This is a genomic window from Kitasatospora sp. NPDC059577 (assembly GCF_042735475.1).
Lineage (GTDB): Bacteria > Actinomycetota > Actinomycetes > Streptomycetales > Streptomycetaceae > Kitasatospora.
In genome coordinates this window covers 1-19,865 of sequence record NZ_JBHWBZ010000032.1, presented here as the reverse complement: position 1 = coordinate 19,865, position 19,865 = coordinate 1, and the positions used below count along the sequence as shown (strand labels likewise).

Here is a 19,865-nt window from a genome sequence, read left to right as displayed (position 1 = left end):
GCATGCTGACGATCGCGCACCTCAGTGACATCCACCTCGGCCAGGTCCACCGCCGGGACGGCGGCAGGCGTGCCCGGCGGCGGGCCGAGCAGGTGGTGGCGTACCTCGACGCCCTGCCCGGCCCGCTGGACGCCGTGCTGGTCACCGGCGACCTCGCCGACCACGGCCTGGCCGAGGAGTACCGGCAGGTGGCCGAGGTGCTGGCCTCCCGGCACCCCGTGCTCACCTGCCCGGGCAACCACGACTCCCGGGCGCCGTACCGGGAGGTGCTGCTCGGCCGGGCCCCGGCGCAGGGCCCGGTCAACCGCCTGCACGAACTCCCGGGCGCCGACGTGCTGATGCTCGACTCGTCGATACCCGGGCAGCACGACGGCCTGCTGGACGAGGAGACGCTGGACTGGCTGGACGCCCGACTCGCCGCCGGGCGCGCCGGGGTGCCCGCCCTGGTCGCCTTCCACCACCCGCCGGTCGACCTGCACCTGCCGACGGTCGACGGGATCCGCCAGTTCGGCGAGGCCGGCCTGGCGCGGGTGCTGCGGCGTCACCCCCGGGTGGTCGCCCTGTTCTGCGGGCACTCGCACACCGCCGCCGCGACCACCTTCGCCGGTCTGCCGCTGCTGGTGGCGCCCGGCGTGGTCTCCACCGTCACCCTGCCCTGCGAGGGTGGGCAGGGCATCTCCTTCGACCACCCGCCGATGCTCGCCTTCCACGTCCTGGACGGGGAGGGCCGGATCACCACCCACTACCGGGTCGTCCCCGTCATGGACTGAGTGCTCGGGAGTCGGCCGACCGGCGCAGGATCCCCGGTGAGTTCGGCGGGCGGGACGATCGAGGAGGAGAGCTCCGCCTCGTCGATCCGGGTCGGGTCGGTGATCGTGCCCCGGTGTCACCAGCAGAGCCGGGGCGAGAGCGGACCCGGGTTCTCCGAGTGGACGCGGACGGCGGGCGTGACCAGGTCGTCGACCGCGCCGGCCGGCTGCGGTCCGGTCAGCGGGCGGAAGCGCGGTAGCCCCGGTTGGGCACGGTGAACAGGGCACCCTGCTCGGGGAGTTCGTGTCCGGTCTCAGGGGCGGGGGGTCGACACCCGCGACTGGTGCGGCGGTTGCGGCGGCTGCTGGTGGGGCTGCTGTTGCGGCTGCCGGTACACCGACTGCTGCGGCTGCCGGTGGACGGACTGGCCGGGGCGCGGGAACGGGCGGGCGGCCAGCGGTTCCGAGGACGTGCGACTGCCCGCCATCGGGTACGCGGAGCCCGGCGGCCGCATCCGCTGCGCGGCGACCTGGCGGGAGATCAGGATCTCCAGCAGGCACCACATGGTGCCGAACACCCCGAGCCCCATGGCCATCAGCGCGGGCGTCAGCATCCAACTGCCCGCGTACGAGGACAGGGTCGCGACGACCGCGCCCACCAGGGTGAAGGCGAGGGAGAGCACCGCCCGGACTGCGGCGGCGCGCACCTCGTCGGGAAGGCGGCGACGGCGGCGTGGCACGGACATCGAGCGACCCCCAGGCGCGGATTCGGCAGCGGGCACGGAACGGGCGCACACGAAATGCGCCCCCCGGCTCACTCTGCCCCACCGAACCAGGACTATGCGTCCGAATGCACCGAACTACCGCCAAACCGTGTCATCCGGCCGTGTCGCCCGGTCGTCGGGCCGTGTCGCCCGGTGTCGGGCCGTCCGGTCCGGCCGTGCCGGTCCGGGCGGTGCCCGGACGGAGGGTCAGCTCAACTGTTGGTTGAGCTCCTCCAGCGCGCCGGTGACGATCGTCCGCATCGCCTGCTCGGCCTCGTCGGAGCGGCCCGAGCAGATCGCGTCGGCGACCTCGCGGTGCAACCGGATCGCGTACGGCTCCGGCTGATGGGGCATCAGATGGTACTCGGTCCGGCCGGTGAGCACCGCCCCCACGGTGTCCCCGAGGTGGGCGAACATCTCGTTGCCGGAGGCGCGCAGCACCAGGGCGTGGAAGGCGATGTCGTGCCCGAGGAAGGTGGTCAGGTCGGCATCGCGCGCGGCGACCGTCAACTCCACGGCCAGTGAGCTGAGTTCGCGCCGGTCGTCGTCGGTGGCGTGGACTGCGGCGAGCGCCGCCGCGGCCGGCTCGACGGCCACCCGCAGCGAGCCGAGCGAGCGCAGCTGGGCGGGCCGGTCCGATCCGGCCAGGCGCCAGCGGATCACCATCGGGTCGAAGACGTCCCAGAGCGACTTCGGCAGCACGGTGATCCCGACCCGCCGCCGGGAGGCCACCATGCGCATCCCCTCCAGGATCCGCACGGCCTCCCGGACCACCGTCCGGGACACCCCGAAGCGCTCCTCCAGCTCCTCCCCGCGCAGTACCGCGCCCTCGGGAATCTCGCCGGACGCGAGCGCCGGTCCGAGCTCGTCAAGCAGCCGCCCGGGCAGCCCCTGGATCTCCATCCGCCCAGCCTAGACGTCCCCGGCCGGCAACCCCCACGTCACCCTCCGTCGCGGTGTGATCCGCCCCACCCGCGCCCCACCCGCCACCTCCGGCGCGCCCGCGCCCCCGGTCGCACGGGCCCGGCACCCCGGGAACCAAAAGTATGACGATTTGGTTTCCGCCACTTGAATACGTCATATCTTTGAGGCGATAGTGGCGGCCAGGCAACGAAGGAGCACCACCCATGGCTCTCAGCGTCGAGAACCACGACCACCCGGAAACCCCCCTCACCGTCGTGGTGATGGGCGTCTCCGGCGTCGGCAAGACCACCCTGGCCCGCATGCTGGCGGACCGCCTCGACCTCCCCTTCGCCGAGGCGGACGACTTCCACCCGGCGGCCAACATCGCCAAGATGTCGGCCGGCATCCCGCTGGACGACGAGGACCGCGCCCCCTGGCTGCGCGCCATCGGCGCCTGGCTCCGGGAGCGGACCGAGGACGGCACCGGCGGCGTGGTCACCTGCTCGGCCCTGAAGCACGGCTACCGCGACACCCTGCGCGCGGCCTGCCCGGGCGCCTTCTTCCTGCACCTCAGCGGTGGCCACGAGCTGGTCGAGGGCCGGATCAACCACCGCTCCGGCCACTTCATGCCGTCGTCGCTGCTCGGCTCGCAGTACGCCGCCCTGGAACCCCTGGAGGCGGACGAGCGCGGCGCGGTCCTGGACGTGGGCCCGTCCCCCGAAGAACTCGTCGAGATGGCCGCGGCGCTGCTGCGGCCCGTCAATGGAGACCTCGCGTGAGCATGAGCTCCCCCACCCTGCTGGCGGCCGCCCCACCGGCCCTGGCGCACACCGGCAGCAACACCCAGCTGCTGATCGCGGTGCTGGTCAGCATCGGTGCGATCGTCGTACTGATCACCAAGCTGAAGCTGCACCCGTTCCTCGCCCTCACGCTCGGCTCCGGCCTGCTGGCCGCCGTCGCGGGCGCCCCCTTCGACAAGCTGCTCGCCAGCTTCTCCACGGGCTTCGGCGCCACCGTGGCGAGCGTCGGCCTGCTGATCGGCCTCGGCGCGATGCTCGGCAAGCTGCTCGCCGACTCCGGCGGCGCGAACATCATCGCGGACACCGTGCTCTCCCGTACGGGCGCCAAGGCGCTGCCCTGGGCGATGGCGCTGATCGCGGCCGTGCTCGGCCTGCCGCTGTTCTTCGAGGTCGGCGTCGTCCTGCTGATCCCGATCGTGCTGCTGGTGGCCCGCCGCGGCAACGTGCCGCTGATGCGGGTCGGCATCCCGGCCCTGGCCGGCCTGTCGGTGCTGCACGGTCTGGTGCCCCCGCACCCTGGCCCGCTCGTCGCCGTCGACGCCCTGAAGGCCGACCTCGGCATCACCCTGGCACTCGGCCTGCTGGTCGCCGTCCCGACCCTGATCATCGCCGGCCCGCTGTTCGCACGGGTCGCCGAGCGCTGGGTCGGCCCGCTGGAGATCCCGGCCGCCACCGCCCCCGAGGAGACGGTCAAGCCCGACCGCACGCCGTCCTTCGGCGCGGTGCTGGCGACCATCCTGCTGCCGGTCGTACTGATGCTCGGCAAGGCGCTGGCCGACGTGGTGATCGACGACCCGAAGGCGCCCGCCCAGCGGGTGTTCGACTTCATCGGCTCCCCGCTGATCGCCCTGCTCGCCGCGACCCTGCTCGCCATGCTGACCCTCGGCAGGGCGGCCGGCTTCGACAAGGCCCGGATCTCCGACACCGTCGGCAAGTCGCTCGGTCCGATCGCGGGCATCGTCTTCATCGTCGGCGCGGGCGGCGGCTTCAAGCAGACCCTGATCGACGTGGGCGTCGGCAACGCGGTCAGCGAGTGGTCCGGCAAGTGGCACGTCTCCGCGCTGCTGCTGGGCTGGCTGATAGCCGTGCTGATCCGCCTGGCCACCGGCTCGGCGACGGTCGCCACGATCACCGCGGCGGGCATCGTCTCCCCGCTCGCCGCGACCATGTCCTCGACCCACTCGGCGCTGCTGGTCCTCGCGATCGGCGCCGGCTCGCTGTTCTTCTCGCACGTCAACGACGCCGGCTTCTGGCTGGTGAAGGAGTACTTCGGGATGAGCGTCGGGCAGACGCTGAAGTCCTGGTCGGTGATGGAGACGGTGATCTCGGTCGTCGCGATAGCCCTGATCCTGCCGCTGAGCCTGATCGTCTAGCGTCCCGACCGCCGCACCGCCGCACCGCCGCACCGCCGCACCGCAGCACCGCACCACCGCAGCACCGCAGCACCGCCGCCGTCGCCCCCAGCAGTTCCTCCGCGACGGCCCCGCCTGCCGCCGTCCTGGCCAGCAGTCCCTCCCGCGCGGCGAGGACCACCGCCGCGGCCTGCCCGGCGCTCGCGCCCGGGGGCACCAGCTCCGGCAGCGCCCGCTCCAGGACGTCGGCCAGCGCCCGGGCGACGGTCCGATCGTGTGCGGCGACCTGTTCGGCGAGCGCCTCCGTCCGGGCGGCGACCAGCCGGAACTCCAGGAACAGCAGGATCCACCCGGTCTCCGCGGGTTCGACCCGCAGCAGCGCCTCGACCAGCAGTCGGGCCCGCTCCTGGGGCGGCAGCGCCTCGCAGGCGGCGGCCAACTGCTCCAGTTCGGTCATCCGCAGCGCCGCCTGGTCGTCGAAGAGGGCCAGGAGTAGGTCCTCCTTGCTGCCGAAGTTGGAGTAGAAGGCGCCCCGGGTGTAGCCGGCGGCGGCGCAGACGTCCTCGATGCTCGTCCGGGCGAAGCCGACGGTGAGGAACAGCTCGCCCGCCGCGGCGAGCAGCCGGGCCCGGGTGTGGACGCGGCGGCGGGGAGGCCGGGCGGGGGCGGTGTCGGCGGGGGGTGGGTTCACAGGAGAACGATACATGGTGTATTCAGTACAGGTCGTATTCAATACGAGCCGTACTGAATGGCGGAGGCCGCGCCGACCGCCGTGCCCGAACCGCCGTGCCCGAACCCGCCGTGCCGGGCCGGCCGGGCCCGGAGACCCGGGCCCGGACCGCCGCAGCCCACCGCCGTACCGGACCCGAGGGGGACCACCGCCATGAGCCGACTGCTGATCACCAACGCCCACCTGCTCCACCCCGAGGACGGCACCCGCACCGACCTCGGCTGGCTGGAGGCCGCCGACGGCCGGATCGCCGCCACCGGCACCGGCCGTCCGCCCGCCGCGGGCGACGGCGTCCGGGTGGTCGACGCCGCCGGCGGCACCGTCCTGCCCGGCCTGATCGACGCCCACGTCCACCTGCTGGTCACCTCGCTCGACCTGCGCGACGTCGCCGACTGGACCCCCGGCTACGCGACCGCCCGCGCCCTCGCCGAAGCCGGGCGCATGCTGCGCCGCGGCTTCACCACCGTGCGCGACGTCGGCGGCGCCGACCACGGCATGGCCCGCGCCCTCGCCGAGGGCCTGGTGCCCGGCCCCCGGCTGCTGCACGGCGGCAAGGCGCTGTCCCAGACCGGCGGCCACGGTGACCTGCGCCCGCTCGGCGACGACGCCCTGCCCTGCTGCGAGTCGCGGCCGAACTTCGGCCGGATCGCCGACGGCGTGGACGCCGTACGGGCCGCCGCCCGGGACGAGTTCCGCAAGGGCGCGCGCCACCTCAAGGTGCTGCTCTCCGGCGGCGTCGCCTCCCCGCACGACGAGATCGCGGCCGTCCAGTACAGCGAGGAGGAGATCCGCGCGGCGGTCGAGGAAGCGGAGAACCACAACCGCTACGTCACCGTGCACGCCTACCACCCGCGCGCGATCGACCGCGCCCTGCGGGCCGGGGTGCGCTGCGTCGAGCACGGCAACCTGCTGGACGACGACACGGTCGCCCTGCTGCTGGAGAAGGACGCCTTCCTGGTCCCGACCCTGGTCGCCTACGAGCAGACCGCCAGGCTCGGTGCCGCCTCCGGCCTGCCGCCCGCCTCCGTCGGCAAGCTCGCCGAGGTCCGCGACCGGGGCCTCGACGCCCTGGAGCGCGCCCACCGCGCGGGCGTCAACCTGGTCTACGGCAGCGACCTGCTGGGCCCGCTGCACCCGGCCCAGCTGGAGGAGTTCACCCTCCGCGCCCGCGTCCAGCCGGTCGCGGACGTGCTCCGCTCGGCGACCACCACGGCGGCCCGGCTGCTCGGCATGGCGGGGGAGATCGGCACCCTCGCCCCGGGCGCCCACGCCGACCTGCTCGTCGTCGACGGCGACCCGCTGGCCGACCTCACCGTCCTCACCCGCCCGGAGCGGTACCTCCGGCACGTGGTCAAGGCCGGCACGCCGGTCTGACGCGGCGCTCACCCGACGCGGCGCCCACCTGACGCGGCGCCGCCCCGGCAGTGCGCCACCCGCGCAGCTCGACGGGCGGGCAAAGCGACGGGCGGGCGCCCGGGGAAACCCCGGACGCCCGCCCGTCGTACCGTCCTGCGGTGGTTACTTGCCGGCCTTCTTCGCCAGGAAGGCCTCGACGTCGGCCCGGATCTCCGGCGTGTCCAGTCCGCGCACCGTCATGGTGGTGCGGCGGCGCAGCACGTCGTCCGCCGTGTACGCCCACTCGTTGTCCGCCGCGTACGCGACCTGCGCCCAGACGTCCGGCCCGTCCTCGTGGATCGGCCGGCCGAGCTCCGGGTTCTCGTCGATCAGGCGGGCGATCTCGAAGGAGAGCGTGCCGTAGTGGCTGGCCAGGTGCTTGGCGACCAGCGGCTCCATGCGCGAGCCCGGCTCGCGGTCGATCAGCAGGCGGTGCGCGACCGCGTTCGGCGCGCCGACGCCCGGCAGCGGGACGGTCGGGGCGATCGGGGACATGTCCTCGCCGAGGCTGGTGCCGGGCACGTGGGCCAGCTTCTCCAGCACGGTGCGGCCGATGTGGCGGTAGGTGGTCCACTTGCCGCCGGAGACCGACAGCATGCCGCCCTTGCCCTCGGTGACGACCGTCTCGCGCTTGGCGGCGGCGGTGTCGCCCGGGCCGCCCGGCAGCACGCGCAGGCCGGCGAAGGAGTAAGTGACCAGGTCGCGGTCGAGGTGCTCGTCGCGGATCGCGTGCGCGGCCTCGCCCATGATCTGGTCGATGTCCGCGTCGGTGGCCCGGACGTCCTTCGGGTCGCCGGTGTACTCCTCGTCGGTGGTGCCGAGGAGGACGTGGTCCTCCCACGGGATGGCGAAGGAGACGCGGTACTTGTCGATCGGGATGGTCAGCGCGGCGCGCCACGGCGAGCGGCGCTTGACCACGACGTGGGCGCCCTTGGAGAGGCGGATCGACGGCGCGGCGCCGGCGTCCTCCATCTTGCGCAGGTGGTCGACCCACGGGCCGGTGGCGTTGAGTACCAGGCGGGCGTCGACGCCGAACTCGGTGCCGTCCAGGCGGTCGCGCAGCTCGGCGCCGGTGACCCGGCTGCCGGTGAAGCGCAGGCCGGTGACCTCGGCGTGGTTGAGCACCACGGCGCCGGCGTCGACGGCGGCGCGCACGGTCATCACCGCGACGCGCGAGTCGTTCATCTGGTGGTCGCCGTAGACGGCCACCGAGCGCAGGCCCTCGGTGCGCAGCGCGGGCACCTGCTGGGCGGCGTGCGCGGCGGTCGAGACCCGGCCCATGCCGTCGCGGAAGGCGGAGAGCGCCGAGTACAGGAACACGCCGGCGCCGAGCTTGGCCGCGCCGTGCGGGCCGCCCTTGTAGACCGGCACGAAGAAGGTGAGCGGGTTGACCAGGTGCGGGGCCACGTCGGTGGAGAGCGCGCGGCGCTCCTTGTGGTTCTCCGCGACCAGCTTGACCGCGCCGGTCTGCAGGTAGCGCAGACCGCCGTGGACGAGCTTGGAGGAGGCGCTGGAGGTGGCACCGGCGAAGTCGCCGGCGTCGACCATGGCGACCTTCAGGCCGGCCTGGGACGCGGTCCAGGCGACGGCCGTGCCGAGGATGCCGCCCCCGATCACCAGCAGGTCGTAGGTGGCCTTGCCGAGCAGCTCACGGGTCTCGGCGCGGGAGGCGGTGCGGCCGGCGGTGCGCTCGGCGCCCAGGGTCGGGATGGTTGCCATGGTGGTTGTGTACGGCGCGCTGGTCGGGCGGCGCCGTTACTCCTCTCGGGTGCGGTGCGGCCCCTGCGGGAGAGGCCGGTCGGCCCGGTGCGGCGGGCCGGTGAAACACGGTTGCGCCCGTTGCCGGAACAGCGGGCGGCCGGCCGGGGCACGGGGCCCCGACCGGCGGGTCGGTCAGTTGGTCTCTTCCTCCTCCACCCAGCCCATGGTGCGCTCCACGGCCTTGAGCCACTTCTTGTACTCGCGCTCCCGGGTGGCCTCGTCCATGCGCGGGGTCCACTCGGCGGCGCGGTGCCAGTTGGCCCGCAGGGTGTCGAGGTCGTTCCAGAAGCCGACGGCGAGACCGGCCGCGTAGGCGGCGCCGAGGGCGGTGGTCTCGGCCACGTACGGGCGCTCGACCGGGGCGTCCAGGACGTCGGCGATGTTCTGCATGAGCAGGTTGTTGCTGGTCATGCCGCCGTCGACCTTGAGGGCGGTGAGCTCGACCCCGGAGTCCTTCTGCATGGCGTCGACGACCTCGCGGGTCTGCCAGGCGGTGGCCTCCAGGACGGCCCGGGCCAGGTGGCCCTTGGTGACGTACCGGGTCAGACCGGCGATCACACCGCGGGCGTCGGAGCGCCAGTACGGGGCGAACAGGCCGGAGAAGGCCGGGACGAAGTAGGCGCCGCCGTTGTCCTCGACCGTGTTGGCGAGGGTCTCGATCTCGGCGGCGGTGGAGATGATGCCGAGCTGGTCGCGCAGCCACTGGACGAGCGAGCCGGTGACGGCGATGGAGCCTTCCAGGGCGTACACCGGGGCCTGGTCGCCGATCCGGTAGCCGACGGTGGTCAGCAGGCCGTGGTACGAGTTGACGATCTTCTCGCCGGTGTTGAGCAGCAGGAAGGTGCCGGTGCCGTAGGTGGACTTGGCCTCGCCCTCGTTGAAGCAGGTCTGGCCGAACAGCGCGGCCTGCTGGTCGCCGAGCGCGGAGGCGACCGGGACGCCGGCCAGGTCGCCGACGGCCTCGCCGTACACCTCGGCGGAGGAGCGGATCTCCGGCAGGACGGCCATCGGCACGCCCATCGACTCGGCGATGCTCTCGTCCCAGGCGAGCGTCTTGAGGTTCATCAGCATGGTGCGGCTGGCGTTGGTCACGTCGGTGACGTGCTTGCCGCCGTCGACACCGCCGGTGAGGTTCCAGATCACCCAGGTGTCCATGGTGCCGAACAGGATGTCGCCGGCCTCGGCGCGCTCGCGCAGGCCCTCGACGTTGTCCAGCAGCCAGCGGATCTTCGGGCCGGCGAAGTAGCTGGCCAGCGGGAGGCCGGTCTCGCGGCGGAAGCGGTCCTGGCCGACGTTGCGGCCGAGCTCGCGGCAGAGCCCCTCGGTGCGGGTGTCCTGCCACACCAGCGCGTTGTGCACCGGCTCACCGGTGTTCTTGTCCCACAGGACGGTGGTCTCGCGCTGGTTGGTGATGCCGACGGCGCGGATGTCGTCCTTGGTCAGGCCGGCCTTCTCCAGCGCGCCGCGGACGACCGACTGCACCCGGGTCCAGATCTCTGCGGCGTCGTGCTCGACGTAGCCGGGCTGGGGGAAGATCTGCCGGTGCTCCTGCTGGTCGACGGCGACGATCCGGCCGTCGGCGCCGAAGATGATGCAGCGGCTGGAGGTGGTGCCCTGGTCGATCGCGGCGATGTAGTTACCGGTGGAGGTCATGGGAGGGTCCTCGGCTCGGGTTCGGGGGTTACGGGGTGGGTGGGCCTGACGCGCTTCTCGGTCAGTCCCCGTGTTCGGCGGGGTCGACACCGCTGTTCGGTCGACACCGCTGTTCGGGGGAGGGCCTTTAGAAGAGGGCGTTGTACACGCCGCCGGCCGCGAGGCCGCCGATGATCGGGCCGACGACCGGGACCCAGGCGTACGACCAGTCGGAGCCGCCCTTCTTGGGGATCGGCAGCAGGGCGTGTGCGATGCGCGGGCCGAGGTCACGGGCCGGGTTGATCGCGTAGCCGGTCGGGCCGCCCAGCGAGAGGCCGATGCCGACGACGGTGAAGGCGACCATCAGGGTGCCGGTACCGGACTGGGAGAGGCCGGTGTTGGTGCCGATGGTGAGGATCGCGAAGCAGAGCACGAAGGTGCCGATGACCTCGGTGAGCACGTTCTGGAACGGGTTCCGGATCTCGGGCCCGGTCGAGAAGATGCCGAGGGTGGGTTCCTCGTTGGCGTTGAACTGGCCGAGGTAGGTGGCCCAGACCAGAACGGCGCCGATGATCGCGCCGAGCATCTGCGAGCCGATGTAGAGCGGCACCTGGCTCCAGTCGCCGCTCTTGACCGCGAGCGCGATGGTGACGGCGGGATTGAGGTGCGCGCCGGACTTCGGAGCCGACATGTATGCGGCGATGAGGACCGCGAATCCCCAGCCGAAGGTGATCGCCAGCCAGCCGGCGTTGATGGCCTTCGACTTCTTGAGGGTCACGGCGGCGCAGACGCCGCCGCCGAGGAGTATCAGGGCGGCGGTGCCGAGGGTTTCACCGACGAAGACGTCGCCGTTGGAGAACGCGGACACAAAGACTCCCTTGTCCATATGGCCCGGAGGTGCGGGTGGGGGCAGGCGGCCGGTCGATCGCTATGCGGAGTGAGCGCACTGTGGGAGTGATCTTCCCGGCCATCGTTCGACAATGTCGACCGTCATGCGGAAGCTTCCTCCCCAGGTCGGCCCCACGTCAAGGCAGGGTTACGCAGCTGTGACCCTCGCCTCGACCCGCCCTCCGAAGTTACCGAGCGGAGCGCCCCGAAACAGGACAAAACGCCAAGGCGCGGACAGGCCGACAGCCCGTCCGCGCCTCAGCGTGACGATGTGAACGATGTATCTCAGAACCGGCCGGCGCCCAGGTCGCGGGAGATCGCCCGCGCCGCGCTGCGCACCGAGGCCACCAGCGAGGGCTTCACGAAGCCGTCCTCGCAGACCCGTTCCACCGCACCGCTGATGCACACCGCGCCCACCGGGTTGCGCCGCCGGTCCTGGATCAGCGCGCCGATCGAGGCCACGCCCTCCCAGGTCTCCTCCACCGAGTCGGCCCAGCCGCGTTCGCGGATCAGCGCGCACTCGGCGTCCACGTCGGCCGCCTCGGTCAGCGTGCGCATGGTGTAGGACTCGTACGGCCCGTCACCCAACTCCCCGCGCGCGACGGGGTCGTAGGCCACCAGCACCTTGCCCAGCGCGGTGCTGTGCAGCGGCTGCATCGAACCGACCTCCAGCACTTGCCGGGTGTCGTCCGGCCGGAACACGTGGTGCACGATCAGCACGCCCTGCTGGTGCAGCACCCCCAGGTAGACCGTCTCCCCGGACGCCCGGGCCAGGTCGTCCGCCCACACCAGGGCCCGCGCCCGCAGCTCGTGGACGTCCAGGTAGCTCTGTCCCAGCCGCAGCAGTTCCGCGCCCAGCTGGTACTTGCCGCTCTCCGGGTCCTGCTCGACGAACCCCTCCTGCTGCAGCGTGCGCAGGATGCCGTGCGCGGTGCCCTTGGCGAGGTCAAGCGCCGTCGCGACCTCGGACAGGCCGAGGCGGCGCTCACCGCCGGCCAGCAGGCGCATGATCGCGGCGGCCCGGGAAAGCGACTGGATCGGGCCGGGCATGGGTACCTCCGCGCGGACAGGCGGTCGACATTGTCGACCGCAGTGGTGACGGGACGAGTCTGCCAGGCTGGACGGACTCCGTGCACCTTCCCCCTCGGTAGTCCGCCTCCGGTCGGGTGCTAACCTCCCGCGCCGGCGGGCCGGCTCCGGCGCACCGCGACCTCCGCCGCGAGGGCCGCGATCCCGTCCGGGCCGACCCGGCAGCAACCGCCGACCAGCCGCGCGCCCTCCGCGAGCCAGCCGCCCACCCGGAACGAGCGGAAGGTCGGCTCCCCGCGCCAGCCCCGGTTCTCGGCGTCCCACCGCTCCCCGCTGTTGGGGTAGACCACCACCGGCTTCCCGGTCACCTCGGCGGCCACCGCCACCGCCCGGTCCGCGTCCTGCGGCGTGCAGCAGTTGACGCCCACCGCCAGCACCTCGTCCACGTCCGCCGCCAGCGCGAACGCCTCCGCCAGCGGCTGCCCGGCCCGGGTCCGGTCCCCGTCGACGCTGAACGACAGCCAGGCCGGCACCCCCAGCCCGCGCACCAGCTCCAGCAGCGCCCGCGCCTCGTCCGCGTCCGGCACCGTCTCCAGCGCCAGCACGTCCGGCCCGGCCGCCGCCAGCACCTCCAGCCGCGGCCGGTGGAAGGCCACCAGCTCCGCGACGCCCAGCCCGTACCGGCCCCGGTACTCCGAGCCGTCCGCCAGCACCGCCCCGTACGGGCCCACCGACGCCGCCACCCAGCGCCGCCGCCCGCCCGGTTCGGCCCGCGCCGCCTCCCGGGCCAGCTCCACGCTGCTCGCCAGCAGCCGCGCCGCACCGGCCCGGCCCACGCCGCGCCGGGCGAAGCCCGCGAAGCTCGCCTGGTAGCTCGCCGTGATGGCGACGTCCGCGCCGGCCTCGAAGTACGCCCGGTGCGCCGCGACCACCGCCCCCGGGTCGTCCGCCAGCAGGCGCGCCGACCACAGCTCGTCCGACAGGTCGTGCCCCGCCGCCGCCAACTGGTTCGACATCCCGCCGTCCAGCACCAGCGGACCGGCGGCCAGCGCCGCGGCGAAGTCCGGCGGGGGAGCAGTGGGCATGTCGGCCTCCTCTGGCACGGTCGCTGCTGGTCACAGCCTAGAAGGCGGAGCGTCCCGCCGACCGGGAAAAGCATTTGCCGCCGGGGAACGTGAATGACTACGTTGTGCTCAGGCCGAGAACGACAGCACCTGACCACACCGAAGACAAGAACGAACACGAGAGCCACGAGAGCGCGGAGAGGACCGGCGATGGCGGCGGACGACCGGCCCGGCACCGGGCCCGCGGCCGAGCAGGAATGGCTCGCCGCGTACGACCCGCGCGCCTACGCCCCGATCGCCGTCACGGTCGACGTGGTCGCCCTGACCTTGCGCCACGGCGGCCTGCACGTCCTGCTCGTCGAACGCGGCGCCCCGCCCTACCAGGGCTGCTGGGCACTGCCCGGTGGCTTCCTGAGGGCCGGCGAGGAGAGCCTGGACGAGGCCGCCGCCCGCGAACTCGCCGAGGAGACCGGCCTGCAGAGCGCCTCCGACGCCGAGGCCACGCTCTGCCGGCTCCACCTGGAACAGCTCGGCACCTACGGAGCCCCCGACCGGGACCCGCGGATGCACGTCGTTTCCGTCGCCTACCTCGCCTTCGCACCGGACCTCCCCGACCCCCGGGCCGGGACGGACGCCGCGGCCGCCGCCTGGCACCCCGTCCGCGACCTGGACCTCCGGCCCCGCGGCCGGACCGGAGCCGCCGGGGGGGGGGGGGGGGGCCCCCCCCGGGGGGGGGGGGGGGGGGGCGGCGGCGCCCCCCCCCCGCGGCGGGGGGGGGGGGCGCCCCCGGGCGGGCCCGCGCCGGCGCGCCGGCGGGGGGGCGCGGGCCCCCCCGCCCCCCCGGGGGGGGGCGCGCCCCGCCCCCCCCCCGGCCCCGCACCGCTCGCGCTGGCCTTCGACCACGCCCGGATCCTCGCCGACGGGCTCGACCGGGTGCGCGCCAAGCTCGAGTACAGCCCGCTGGCCACCGCCTTCCTGCCCCACGACTTCACCATCCCCGACCTGCGCGCCGTCTACGAGGCGGTCTGGGACGAGAAGCTCCACCCCGGCAACTTCCACCGCAAGGTCCTCTCCGTCCCCGGATTCGTCGAGAGCACCGGCACCACCACCGCGCGCGGCGGCGCCCGCGGCGGCCCCCGGGCCCGCACCTACCACGCGGGCGACGCCGCCCTGCTGCACCCCGCCCTGCTCCGCCCCACCGCCGCCCGCGAGGGCCTCCCGGGCGAGGGCCCGCACCACTGATCACCGCGGACCCCGATCACCGGAGCGCGGATCACCCGAGCACTGATCACCGGAGACCGGGGGACCACGCCGACCGACGGGACTACCATCCGGCCATGACCACTGACGAAGCCGCCCGGGCCGTCCACCGGCCGTTCTCCCACTGCCACTTCTGCGGCACGCCGTACCCGCCCGACACCCGGGCCTGGCCCCGCACCTGCCCCGGCTGCGCCGAGATCAGCTACCGCAACCCGCTTCCCGTCGCGGTCGCCGTCCTGCCCGTCACCCGGCCCGACGACGACCCCGCCCTGGTCGTCATCCGCCGCACCATCGAACCCGGCTACGGCGAACTCGCCTTCCCCGGCGGCTACATGGACTACGGCGAGAGCTGGCAGCAGGCCTGCGTCCGCGAACTCCACGAGGAGACCGGCATCACGGCCGACCCCGCCGAGGTCACCCTGATCCACACCTGCTCCGACCCCGACGGCCGCTTCGTCATGCTCTGCGGCCTGCTGCCCGCCCGCCCGCTCGCCGAGCTCCCGCCCTCGCGCCCCACCGACGAGACCGACGGCTGGTACCTCGCCACCGCCGACACCCCGCTCGCCTGGGACTTCCACAACAGCGTCCTGCACCGCTGGTTCAGCGGCGAGTTCGCCCCCCGCTGACCGACCCCGCCGCGCCCCGGCCGACCCTGGCGCGACGGCCGCTCACGTGGCATGGTCTGCACCGACAGCCCAACCGGACGGGTCTGCCACGAGCCCTCCCGTCCCCACCACCGGCCGGGAGACCACCACCGTGAGCACCCCATCCCAGGACCAGCCGCTCTGGCGCCCCAACCCCGCTCGCGCCGCCGCCACCAGCCTGGTGGCCTTCCAGGCCTGGGCCGCCGAACACCACGGCGCCCCGGCCGCCCCGCTGGCCCCGGCCGCCGACGACCAGCAGGCCGCCGAGCGCTACGCCGACCTGCACGCCTGGTCCACCGAGGACCTCGACCGGTTCTGGACCGCGGTCACCCGCTGGTTCGACGTCCGCTTCACCGAGGCCCCCGAGGCCGTCCTCGCCGACCCGGCCATGCCGGGCGCCCGCTGGTTCCCCGGCGCCCGCCTCAACTACGCCGAGCACGCCCTGCGCGCCGCCGAGGACCCCTCCAACGCCGACCGTCCGGCCGTCCTCCACGTCGACGAGACCACCGAGCAGCCCGTCGTCCTCACCTGGTCCGAGCTGCGCCGCCAGGTCGGCTCCCTCGCCGCCGCCCTGCGCGCCCGGGGCATCGGCCCCGGCGACCGCGTCAGCGCCTACCTGCCCAACATCCCGCAGGCCGCCGTCGCCTTCCTCGCCACCGCCGCCGTCGGCGCGGTCTGGACCGGCTGCGCCCCCGACTTCGGTGCCCGCAGCGTCCTCGACCGCCTGCAGCAGATCGAACCCGCCGTCCTCTTCGCCGTCGACGGCTACCACTACGGCGGCAAGGACCACGACCGCACCGAGGTCGTCGCCGAGCTGCGCCGCGAGCTCCCCAGCCTGCGCACCGTCGTGCACGTCCCGCTGCTCGGCTCCCCTGCCCCCGAGGGCGCCCTGACCTGGGACGACCTGGTCGCCGACGACGTGGAACCGGTCTTCGAGCCGGTCCCGTTCGACCACCCGCTCTGGGTCCTCTACTCCTCCGGCACCACCGGCCTGCCCAAGGCCATCGTCCAGAGCCAGGGCGGCATCCTGCTCGAACACCTCAAGCAGGCCGGCCTCCACCTCGACCTCGGCCCCCGGGACCGCTTCCTCTGGTACACGTCCACCGGCTGGATGATGTGGAACTTCCTGCTGGCCGGCCTCCTCGTCGGCGCCACGATCGTCACCTACGACGGCAGCCCCGGGCACCCCGACACCGGCGCCCTGTGGTCCGTCGCCGCCCGCACCGGCGCCACCGTCCTCGGCACCTCCGCCGCCTACGTGATCGCCAGCCGCAAGGCCGAGCTGCACCCCGGCCGCGACCTCGACCTCTCCGCCGTGCGCTGCATCGGCACCACCGGCTCCCCGCTGCCGCCCGACGGCTTCCGCTGGATCTACGACGAGGTCAAGGAGGACGTCTGGCTCGCCTCCGTCAGCGGCGGCACCGACGTCTGCTCATGCTTCGTCGGCGGCGTGCCCACCCTCCCCGTGCACCTCGGCGAGATCCAGGCGCCCTGCCTCGGCGCCGCCGTCGAGTCCTGGGACGTCCAGGGCAAGCCGCTCACGGACGCCGTCGGCGAACTCGTCGTCACCAAGCCCATCCCGTCCATGCCCACCGGCTTCTGGAACGACCCCGAGGGCACCCGGTACCACGACAGCTACTTCGACACCTACCCCGGCGTCTGGCGCCACGGCGACTGGATCACCGTCACCTCCCGCGGCACCGTCGTCATCCACGGCCGCTCCGACTCCACCCTCAACCGCCAGGGCGTCCGGATGGGCTCCTCGGACATCTACGAGGTGGTCGAGCGCCTCCCCGAGATCGCCGAATCCCTGGTCATCGGCCTGGAGGAGCCCGACGGCGGCTACTGGATGCCGCTGTTCGTCGTCCTCGCGCCCGGCGCCGAGCTGAACGACGACCTCATCAAGCGCATCCGCACCTCCCTGCGCACCGAGCTCTCCCCGCGCCACGTCCCCGACGAGGTCATCGCCGTCCGCGGCCTGCCGCACACCCTCACCGGCAAGCGGATCGAGGTCCCGGTCAAGCGCATCCTCTCCGGCACGCCGCTGGAGCAGGCCGTCAACCCCGGCTCCGTCGACAAGATCGAGCACCTGCGCTTCTTCGAGCAGCTCCGCGTCGACCGCCGGGCCTGAGCGGCCCCGGCGCGCACGAAAGGGGCGCCCCACCGCGGTGGTGGGGCGCCCCTTCCGGTCCGTCCACTGTCCCTACTCGCCGGACAGCACCTGCTGCGCCGCCGCCCGTGCCTCCTCGGCACCGTCCGCGGCCCGGGCCGCCTCGGCCGCCCGGCGACACTGCGCCAGCGTGTACTTGGCCAGCGTGGTCCGCACGTACGGGATCGACGCGGAGCCCATCGAGAGGCTGGTGACGCCAAGACCGGTCAGCACCACGGCCAGCAGCGGGTCGGACGCCGCCTCGCCGCAGACACCGCAGCTCTTGCCGGACACCCGCGCTGCGTCGGCCGCCGCGGCGACCAGGTCCAGCAGCGCCGGCTGCCACGGGTCCTGCAGTCGCGCCAGCGCACCGACCTGGCGGTCGGCCGCAAAGGTGTACTGCGCGAGGTCGTTGGTCCCCAGCGACAGGAACTCGACCTCCTGCAGGATCGACCTGGCCCGCAGCGCGGCTGACGGGATCTCCACCATCGCACCGAACTTGGCGGCGAGCCCGGCCTCGCGGCACGCGGTCGCGAAGTCCTTGGCGTCCTTGCGGTCGGCCACCATCGGGGCCATCACCTCAAGGTGCACCGGCAGGCCCTCGGCCGCGGTGGCCAGCGCTCGCAGCTGGGTGCGCAGCACCTCGGGGTGCTCCAGCAGGGTGCGCAGGCCGCGCACGCCCAGCGCCGGATTCGGCTCGTCGGCCGGGGTCAGGAAGTCCAGCGGCTTGTCCGCACCCGCGTCGAGCACCCGGACGACGACCCGCCCCTCGGGGAAGGCCTCCAGCACCTTGCGGTACGCCTCGACCTGCTTCTCCTCGGTGGGGGCCTTCGCCGAGTCGTCCAGGAACAGGAACTCGGTACGGAACAGGCCGACACCCTCGGCGCCGTTCTCCAGCGCCGCCGGCACGTCCCCCGGGCCACCCACGTTGGCCAGCAGCGGGACGCGGTGCCCGTCCGAGGTCTGGCCGGGGCCGGAGGAGGCAGCCAGCGCTGCCCTGCGCTCGGCGGCCGCCGCCCGCAGCTCCTCCTGCTTCTCCTGCGAAGGCTCCAGCAGCACGTCGCCGGAGCTGCCGTCCACGGCGACGACGGTGCCCTCGGCGACATCGGTCGCACCGGGCAGCGCGACGACGGCCGGCACGCCCATCGCCCGCGCCAGGATGGCGCTGTGGCTGGTCGGCCCGCCCTCCTCGGTCACGAAGCCGAGCACCAGCGCCGGGTCCAGCAGCGCCGTGTCGGCCGGCGCGAGGTCACGGGCGAACAGCACGTAGGGCTCGTCGCTGTCCGGCACACCCGGCATCGGCACCCCGAGCAGCCGGGCCACGATCCGGTTCCGCACGTCGTCCAGGTCGGCGACCCGCCCGGCCAGGTACTCCCCGGCGGAGGCGAGCAGCGCACGGTAGGCGGCGAAGGCGTCGTACACACCGCGCTCGGCACTGCTGCCGACGGCGATCCGGCGGGACACGTCGGCCATCAGCTCCGGGTCCTGCGCCATCAGCGCCTGGGCCTCCAGCACGGCCTGCGCCTCGCCGCCCGCCAGGTTGCCGCGCGCGATCAGGTCGGCGGCGACGGCCTCGACGGCGGCCTGGGCGCGGGCCTGCTCCCGCGGGGCGTCCTCGGTGGGGATCTGGGTGGCCGGGGGCTCCAGCACCGCCGTCCCCATGTGCCGCACCTGGCCGATCGCGACCCCGTGGCTGACACCCACGCCGCGCAGTGTCTTCTCCATGTACCTGTCTCCGCTGAGTCTGTGTGTGGGGGATAGAGAGGAGTCAGCTCCAGCTGAACAGGGCCTCGCCGGAGACGGCCTCGCCGTCCTCCCGCAGGCCGCCGAGCGAGTCCGGGGCGGCCTCCAGCGCGACGATCGGGGAGATCGGCGACTTGCCGGCGGCCTCGACGGCGGCCGGGTCCCACTTGATGACGGCCTGACCGCGGGTCACCGTGTCGCCCTTGTTGACGAGCAGCTCGAAGCCCTCGCCGTTGAGCTGGACGGTGTCGATCCCGAGGTGGGTCAGCACACCGTGGCCCTCGGCGTCCACGACGACGAAGGCGTGCGGGTGCATGGAGACGACGACGCCGTCCACCGGGGCGACCGCCTCGGTGGGCCGACGGACCGGGTCGATCGCGGTGCCCGGGCCGACCATCGCACCCGAGAACACCGGGTCGGGCACGCCGGCGAGCCCGACGACCTTGCCGGTCAGCGGCGACGTCACAGTGGTCATGGTTGTGCCTCCCAAGAGCGCAGTACAGCGAGCGGCCGCGAGGAGCGGCACGACGATCAACTGAAGCCTAAATCATGTCAACTAGGGACATCTGTCGACATTCCCGGGCGAAACCCCGCCCCGTGCCCACCTGTTGGCCGGCGTCCCATCGGCCCGCGAGTGGTCTAGTCCTCTCGGTCGATGCGCCGCACTCTACAGGCATCTTGGCGAATCGGGACCATTGCTGTATATGCTCGCGAGAGCAACAAATCATGCCGCCACCCGGGTGACACCGGGCGAGCCTCGATTCGCGCCGCGGCGGACGACCCGCTATGGTTGGTCGAGTCGCCGCAACTCGGCGGTTAACACCAGATTTCAGATGCGAAAAGCCCCGGTAAACGGAGCGGAAAACATCTGCTAAGCTGGAATCACGAACGAAAGCCCGGAGGGCCTGCTGGAAGGCGGTCCGAAGGAAGCGTCCGTTCCTTGAGAACTCAACAGCGTGCCAAAAGTCAACGCCAGATATGTTGACATCCCCGGCCTCAGGA

The 19,865-nt window shown here is 73.4% G+C and carries 16 protein-coding genes and 1 pseudogene; 7 read left to right on the top strand and 10 right to left on the bottom strand.

From position 1 onward, the window contains the following. The first annotated feature begins 2 nt into the window (after nucleotides 1-2). Nucleotides 3-770: a metallophosphoesterase gene (locus ACFV0O_RS23700; protein ID WP_380345032.1), complete on the top strand. Its 768-nt coding sequence runs from the start codon at nucleotides 3-5 to the stop codon at nucleotides 768-770. A 293-nt stretch (nucleotides 771-1,063) separates the two neighbouring features. On the opposite strand, the gene ACFV0O_RS23695 is transcribed toward ACFV0O_RS23700, so the two are convergent. Beyond that, nucleotides 1,064-1,495 (bottom strand): hypothetical protein, encoded by a 432-nt coding sequence (locus ACFV0O_RS23695; RefSeq protein ID WP_380345030.1) that lies wholly within the window; start codon nucleotides 1,493-1,495, stop codon nucleotides 1,064-1,066. Between the two features lie 225 nt (nucleotides 1,496-1,720). Further along, nucleotides 1,721-2,416: a FadR/GntR family transcriptional regulator gene (locus tag ACFV0O_RS23690; protein ID WP_380345028.1), complete on the bottom strand. Its 696-nt coding sequence runs from the start codon at nucleotides 2,414-2,416 to the stop codon at nucleotides 1,721-1,723. A gap of 224 nt (nucleotides 2,417-2,640) precedes the next feature. Here ACFV0O_RS23690 and ACFV0O_RS23685 point away from each other — a divergent pair, with 224 nt between their 5' ends. Together ACFV0O_RS23685 and ACFV0O_RS23680 are read left to right on the top strand one after the other, a co-directional pair. Next, nucleotides 2,641-3,195 carry a gluconokinase gene (locus ACFV0O_RS23685; protein WP_380345026.1) on the top strand — a complete coding sequence of 185 codons (555 nt, stop codon included), beginning with the start codon at nucleotides 2,641-2,643 and terminating at the stop codon, nucleotides 3,193-3,195. Between the two features lie 2 nt (nucleotides 3,196-3,197). Then, on the top strand, nucleotides 3,198-4,589 hold the full coding sequence (locus ACFV0O_RS23680) for a gluconate:H+ symporter (protein WP_380345123.1): 1,392 nt from the start codon (nucleotides 3,198-3,200) through the stop codon (nucleotides 4,587-4,589). 115 nt (nucleotides 4,590-4,704) lie between these two features. On the opposite strand, the pseudogene ACFV0O_RS23675 reads toward ACFV0O_RS23680, so the two are convergent. Beyond that, nucleotides 4,705-5,274 (bottom strand): annotated as a pseudogene (locus ACFV0O_RS23675) (TetR/AcrR family transcriptional regulator); the annotation flags it as partial. A gap of 177 nt (nucleotides 5,275-5,451) precedes the next feature. Between ACFV0O_RS23675 and ACFV0O_RS23670 the strand changes: the two are divergent. Continuing rightward, entirely contained in the window at nucleotides 5,452-6,672 is a 1,221-nt protein-coding gene (locus tag ACFV0O_RS23670; protein WP_380345024.1) for an amidohydrolase family protein, read from the top strand. Nucleotides 6,673-6,816: 144 nt separating this feature from the next. Here the strand turns inward: ACFV0O_RS23670 and ACFV0O_RS23665 are convergent, their stop codons facing one another. The 5 genes from ACFV0O_RS23665 to mmuM form a co-directional block, all read right to left on the bottom strand. After that, entirely contained in the window at nucleotides 6,817-8,412 is a 1,596-nt protein-coding gene (locus ACFV0O_RS23665; RefSeq protein WP_380345022.1) for an FAD-dependent oxidoreductase, read from the bottom strand. 174 nt (nucleotides 8,413-8,586) lie between these two features. Then, nucleotides 8,587-10,107 carry a glycerol kinase GlpK gene (glpK, locus tag ACFV0O_RS23660; RefSeq protein WP_360262518.1) on the bottom strand — a complete coding sequence of 507 codons (1,521 nt, stop codon included), beginning with the start codon at nucleotides 10,105-10,107 and terminating at the stop codon, nucleotides 8,587-8,589. A gap of 127 nt (nucleotides 10,108-10,234) precedes the next feature. After that, a complete protein-coding gene (locus ACFV0O_RS23655; RefSeq protein WP_380345020.1) occupies nucleotides 10,235-10,954 on the bottom strand; it encodes an MIP/aquaporin family protein in 720 nt (239 codons plus the stop codon). A gap of 305 nt (nucleotides 10,955-11,259) precedes the next feature. Then, the gene (locus ACFV0O_RS23650) at nucleotides 11,260-12,024 is read right to left on the bottom strand and encodes an IclR family transcriptional regulator (protein WP_380345018.1); all 765 of its coding nucleotides are present in this window, start codon (nucleotides 12,022-12,024) and stop codon (nucleotides 11,260-11,262) included. Between the two features lie 119 nt (nucleotides 12,025-12,143). Next, nucleotides 12,144-13,088, bottom strand: coding sequence for a homocysteine S-methyltransferase (gene mmuM / locus ACFV0O_RS23645; RefSeq protein WP_380345016.1), 945 nt, complete (start codon nucleotides 13,086-13,088; stop codon nucleotides 12,144-12,146). A 189-nt stretch (nucleotides 13,089-13,277) separates the two neighbouring features. Here mmuM and ACFV0O_RS23640 point away from each other — a divergent pair, with 189 nt between their 5' ends. The 3 genes from ACFV0O_RS23640 (at nucleotide 13,278) to ACFV0O_RS23630 (ending at nucleotide 17,102) form a co-directional block, all read left to right on the top strand. Continuing rightward, complete coding sequence (locus tag ACFV0O_RS23640; protein WP_380345014.1) at nucleotides 13,278-14,309, top strand: NUDIX domain-containing protein; 1,032 nt, start codon at nucleotides 13,278-13,280, stop codon at nucleotides 14,307-14,309. A gap of 95 nt (nucleotides 14,310-14,404) precedes the next feature. Continuing rightward, the gene (locus tag ACFV0O_RS23635; RefSeq protein WP_380345012.1) at nucleotides 14,405-14,953 is read left to right on the top strand and encodes an NUDIX domain-containing protein; all 549 of its coding nucleotides are present in this window, start codon (nucleotides 14,405-14,407) and stop codon (nucleotides 14,951-14,953) included. A gap of 130 nt (nucleotides 14,954-15,083) precedes the next feature. Further along, complete coding sequence (locus tag ACFV0O_RS23630; RefSeq protein ID WP_380345010.1) at nucleotides 15,084-17,102, top strand: acetoacetate--CoA ligase; 2,019 nt, start codon at nucleotides 15,084-15,086, stop codon at nucleotides 17,100-17,102. A gap of 72 nt (nucleotides 17,103-17,174) precedes the next feature. On the opposite strand, the gene ptsP is transcribed toward ACFV0O_RS23630, so the two are convergent. Together ptsP and ACFV0O_RS23620 are read right to left on the bottom strand one after the other, a co-directional pair. Beyond that, a complete protein-coding gene (gene ptsP / locus ACFV0O_RS23625) occupies nucleotides 17,175-18,845 on the bottom strand; it encodes a phosphoenolpyruvate--protein phosphotransferase (protein ID WP_380345008.1) in 1,671 nt (556 codons plus the stop codon). A 43-nt stretch (nucleotides 18,846-18,888) separates the two neighbouring features. Beyond that, nucleotides 18,889-19,338, bottom strand: coding sequence for a PTS glucose transporter subunit IIA (locus ACFV0O_RS23620; RefSeq protein ID WP_380345006.1), 450 nt, complete (start codon nucleotides 19,336-19,338; stop codon nucleotides 18,889-18,891). Nucleotides 19,339-19,865: the final 527 nt, after the last annotated feature.